The sequence below is a fragment of the Methanoregula sp. genome, from assembly GCF_002835825.1.
Classification (GTDB): domain Archaea; phylum Halobacteriota; class Methanomicrobia; order Methanomicrobiales; family Methanospirillaceae; genus Methanoregula.
In genome coordinates, this window is sequence record NZ_PIZH01000188.1 from 1 (window position 1) to 4,436 (window position 4,436).

A 4,436-nucleotide genomic window follows, 5' to 3' on the forward strand; every position below is an offset into this window, starting at 1 on the left:
GCATCACTCTGTGCGGCAGTGATCATCGCATCAGCGTTTTTTCTCGCCCCCTCGATCCGGGCTCCCAGTTCCTGCTCCTTGTTCCGCATCTGCTGCAGGAGCGTCCGTTCAGTACCCATCTCCCTTTCCCTGTTAAAGTCCGTGCTTCCGTTTCAGGATCGAGGTTACCCCGCACGAGGGTCTCTTTTCAGGATGCGATTCGCGCTCGTCCTGCTCCCCGGCCCGCAAAAGTCCCTTCGCTTTCAGTGCTGCATCCTCAATCCGCTTGCGGCAGCGCCCAACTGCCGCGTCCTGCAGTGCACCGATCGTTTTCATGAGGTCCTGTGCCACACCAGCACCTCCGTTGGAATTGATCAATTGCCTATACCGTGCCATGGGGATATAAACCTTGTTGCCCCCTCCCTTTGGAAGAGAGGATGCTCATTTGTGGCAGCATCCTCACCATCCTCGCTGGTTGCATGTCGGGGATCACGAGCAGCGAGTGGGCGAGAATTGGTCTCCCTCTAGGCATGGCGCTGATGACAGTCTTTTTTGCCATGATCTTTGTCCCGGCCTGGATGGGTTGTGATGATACCTTCGTTGCCCTCCCCTAATCGTGATCTGCTGACCACTTGGAAATCACAACAACCATGTAGCTGGAGTGCCCAGATCAGTGATACCTATGAGTGATGCAGGCGGGAACATGGCGGTAGCGGAGAAGGTTGAACAGGAGATTGCGCGGCTGTCCGATCCCTCCCTTGATGTCCGCCATGCTGCTGTTGCCGCCCTCCGGGAGATCGGGGAGCCTGCGGTTGTTCCGCTGCTCCGTGAACTCGGTGAGGCAGGGGGAAATGACCGGCGCTGGTATGCAGCAGTTGCCCTCTCCCGTATCGGCATTCCCGCCATTGCACCGCTCATCGAAGCCATGAAGGCCAACCGGGAACAGGCATTCCGGCGCTATGGTGCAGCAGCACTGGGGGAGATGGGAGCCACCGCCGTTACCCCGCTCATCGACGCCATGGCGACCGATGAGGCGGAGCTCCGTGGATTCCTCTCGCAGGCGCTCTGCCGGGTTGGCGTGCCGGCCATCGAACCCCTGCGGCAGCGGCTGCATGATGCCGACAAGATTGTCCGGTCCTGCGCCACCCTCACGCTCTGGAAGCTGGGCGAGGCGGGCGTGCCGGTCATTGTTGAGGACGCGGGAAAAGAAGACTAAAAAAAGGCTAACGGAGGTTTGCCCCGGGTAATCCGGTGCAGGGCCCGTAGCTCTATTCTGCCGGGGGTACCGGGGTCTCGCTGGCAGCGGCCGGCGGTATGGTGTGTCCCTTCTTCCGGGAGTCAAGCCATTGGGACAGCTGCCCCATCAGCGAGAGCACCGCAGGCATGATGAAGATCGCGCCAGTCAGGGAGAACCCGACTGCAATCAGGGTCGAGATGCCGAAGTTGCTGATGATGGGGAAGGTGGCAAGGCAGAGTGCCGAGAACCCGAAGAAGGTTGCAAGGCCTGAGACCGTGATGGCGCTGCCGATCTTCTGGACGCTCTCCTGGATTGCGGCGATCGGGTCGTGCAGCCGTTCCTCTTCTTCAGCGTACCGCTCCATGACAAGGATGGTGTACTCGGCAGCAACACCGATGGTCATGGAGCCGAGCGTTGCCGTGAGCGGGGTATAGGTCAGGCCGATGAGGTACATCATCACCGCGTTCCAGCCGACAATGAAGATGATCGGGATGATCGGGGAGACCGCGTGGAGGTGGCGGTACACCAGGATCAGGAAGACAAAGACGAAGATGAACCCGAGCACGGTCATCTGGTCCTTGGACTCCGACATGGACCCGAGCAGGCTGGTATACAGTTCGAAGCTTCCGGCCGGTTCGACCGTGATCCCAATCGGGGGTTCGAGGAACGCGATCTCCTTTACCATCTGCTCTTTTAGGTCATTCTCCTGGCTCATCTCCATGTCCGTGGTGCTGAACCGGATGATCCCGTTCATGGGGCTGCTGAGGTATGCTTCTTTCGTGCTCTGGGGGATCTTCGCAAGGACGGTGTCGAGCTCTGCCTGGGTCCTGGGCATTGCGCCGCCATTGTACTGGAGGATATAGGTGACGATGCTGGTCGCACCTGTCAGCTCCTGATGATGGGCCAGTTCGTAATCCTGGAACTCCTTGATCCATCTCACCGTATCAAGATCCGTGACGCGGGATCCCTGGATCATTAAGTCGGCGGTGCTGGTCGCCCCGATAATGCGGGTGACCTTGTCGATGTTGATCTTGGCCGGCATGTCCGAGGGGACAAACGCGTTCTCATCGGAACTGACCGGAATGGTCGGATCGATCTGGAAACCGATGAGTGCAATGAGGCCTGCGATGAGCAGGACCGGGATCGGGTTTTTGGCAATCTTCACCGAGGTGCTGGTAAGGAAATCCTCGTACGAGAAACCGCTCTTCTTTTTGTTCTTCTCCTTTCCGATGATCGTGTCGCAGGCTTCTGTCCCCACAGCGTAGCACTGCCCGGTCTGCGGCTTGGGCTTGTAGTTTAAGAGAAGCCCGAGTGTCGGCATGCCGATGCAGGAGAACCAGTAACAGGTGTTGATGCCAATGATGGCGACCAGCCCGAACGAGCGGATCATCGGGACGGTCGAGATGAACATGGCCACGAACCCCATGGAGGTAGCCAGCATCGCGTACAACACGGCCGGGCCGGTGCGGGTCACGGTCATGAAGACCGCATCGTCAAGCGATCCCTTCCGGGCTTCTTCATCGAACCGGGCATGGAACTGGATGGCGTAATCGATCCCAAGGCCGATCAGGACCGGGAATGCCCCAATCACGGCCATGTTTAAGGAGATCCCGGCAAGGCCCATGAGGCCCAGCGACGTGATGAGACCAAGTCCTACGAGAAGGACGGGCATGAAGCGGTGGCGGACATAGGCAAACAGGATGCCCATGGTGATGATCATCAGGATCATCGCCCCGCCAATGAGGATGCCCATGTTGCTGGTTAACCCTTCGCCCATCTGCTGGGAGAACGCCGGGGAACCGGATATCTCCACGGTCACGCCGGGCGGGGTGGGGGAGGCATCGATGACGGACCCGATATTTTTCAGTACCGATTTCTGCACATCCTCGGAAAGGCCGGGCGTGAGCTTGATCTGGACGAGCGTTAAGACATTGGAGGGATACAGCGTGGAGCGTAAGTCCTCGGGGAGGCTGTTGACCAGCACCAGGGTCTCTTCCTTGGACGAGGGGAGCATCCCGCCATTGTACGCCTTTAAGTAATCGGTGATGCTCCCGACACTGTTGATATTCTGCTGCTGTTTTATGTTCTTCTCAAGATCATCGATATACGCCAGTACGTCCGGGCTGAGCGGATCGCCAGCCTCGATGATGAGGATGATGGTATCCGCCTGGTATTCCTGGTTGTATTTTGCCTGGAGGGCGCCGGCGGGGGTGTCCTTGTCCACATAGGTCTCCCATCCGGTCTGCATGGAGAGCATGGTCATGCCATACAGGCCAATGCAGAAGGCTGCGACAAGCAGGCAGGCTACGAGTTTTGGCCGTTTGGTGATGGTAAATGCAATGCCCTCGAAGATTTCCTTGATCATAGCGGTCCCTCAGCACGGTGTAGGGAGTGGTTTTGTCGGGGTGGGAGCAGCGGCTCCTGCGTAAACGTCATGTGCCCTCATTGCGGTTTTGTCTTCCGCAGGTATGCCATGTACCCGATGCCAGCTGCAAGGACCACAAGGATGAGCCCTGCAACCAGGATTGTTGTCGGGATTCCTGCGATGGTACCGGCCTTTGCCGGAAGCACCTGGACGGTCACCGGCACGGTGTCGGACTCCTGGCTGTTGCCCAGCGCATCACGGAACCGGAGTTTGCTGTCGAAGGTGTATGTCCCCGGCGCCGTCTCTCCACTGACGGCAACCTCGTAGAGGGCAGTCGCGGTCTCCCCGGGGCGGATCTCGCCAAGGTACGCGACCGTGCCTTCTGCGGTGACGCCGCCATGGGGGGTTATCCGGGACTGGGTCTCATGCACAGTGGTCTTGCCGTTGTTCCGGTAGGTGATTGCAATGGTATCATGCGAACCGGCTGCAACCTGGGGTGTGGCGGACGTTACGGAGAAACTGATCTTTGAGCTGAATGGGATACCCACGGACTCGCTCCGGGAGGTGACGATCTCGCCCGCCCGGTTGGTGTAGGTGACTGAGACATCGACCGGGTAGACCTGGTCTGCAGCATCCTTGGATGCAGATATCTTGAACCGGGAGGTGATGATGTCGCCGCTTCTGAAGTTCCCGACAAATGCGGTGCTGTCGGTCGGGATGACAGCACTCGACCCGCTCTGTGTGAGTTTGACACTCGCTTTGGTGCCATCCTCGGGGCCGTCGTTCCTGATCTTCAGGACAACATACCCGGAGGTGCCGGCACTGAGCCTGTCAGGGATGGCCTCGACCACCGCG

Annotated in this window: 4 protein-coding genes and 1 pseudogene; 2 read left to right on the forward strand and 3 right to left on the reverse strand. The window is 58.9% G+C overall.

Going from position 1 to position 4,436, the window contains the following annotated elements; genetic code table 11:
- Nucleotides 1–132: 132 nt before the first annotated feature.
- A complete protein-coding gene (locus CW742_RS07810) occupies nucleotides 133–330 on the reverse strand; it encodes a hypothetical protein (RefSeq protein WP_292418782.1) in 198 nt (65 codons plus the stop codon).
- A gap of 86 nt (nucleotides 331–416) precedes the next feature.
- Between CW742_RS07810 and CW742_RS07815 the strand changes: the two genes are divergently transcribed.
- Together CW742_RS07815 and CW742_RS07820 are read left to right on the forward strand one after the other, a co-directional pair.
- Nucleotides 417–593, forward strand: coding sequence for a DUF1646 family protein (locus tag CW742_RS07815; protein WP_292418785.1), 177 nt, complete (start codon nucleotides 417–419; stop codon nucleotides 591–593).
- A gap of 68 nt (nucleotides 594–661) precedes the next feature.
- On the forward strand, nucleotides 662–1,195 hold the full coding sequence (locus CW742_RS07820; RefSeq protein WP_292418788.1) for a HEAT repeat domain-containing protein: 534 nt from the start codon (nucleotides 662–664) through the stop codon (nucleotides 1,193–1,195).
- A 52-nt stretch (nucleotides 1,196–1,247) separates the two neighbouring features.
- On the opposite strand, the gene CW742_RS07825 is transcribed toward CW742_RS07820, so the two are convergent.
- Together CW742_RS07825 and CW742_RS07830 are read right to left on the reverse strand one after the other, a co-directional pair.
- Nucleotides 1,248–3,581 carry an RND family transporter gene (locus tag CW742_RS07825; protein ID WP_292418791.1) on the reverse strand — a complete coding sequence of 778 codons (2,334 nt, stop codon included), beginning with the start codon at nucleotides 3,579–3,581 and terminating at the stop codon, nucleotides 1,248–1,250.
- A 77-nt stretch (nucleotides 3,582–3,658) separates the two neighbouring features.
- Nucleotides 3,659–4,436 (reverse strand): annotated as a pseudogene (locus CW742_RS07830) (COG1361 S-layer family protein); the annotation flags it as partial.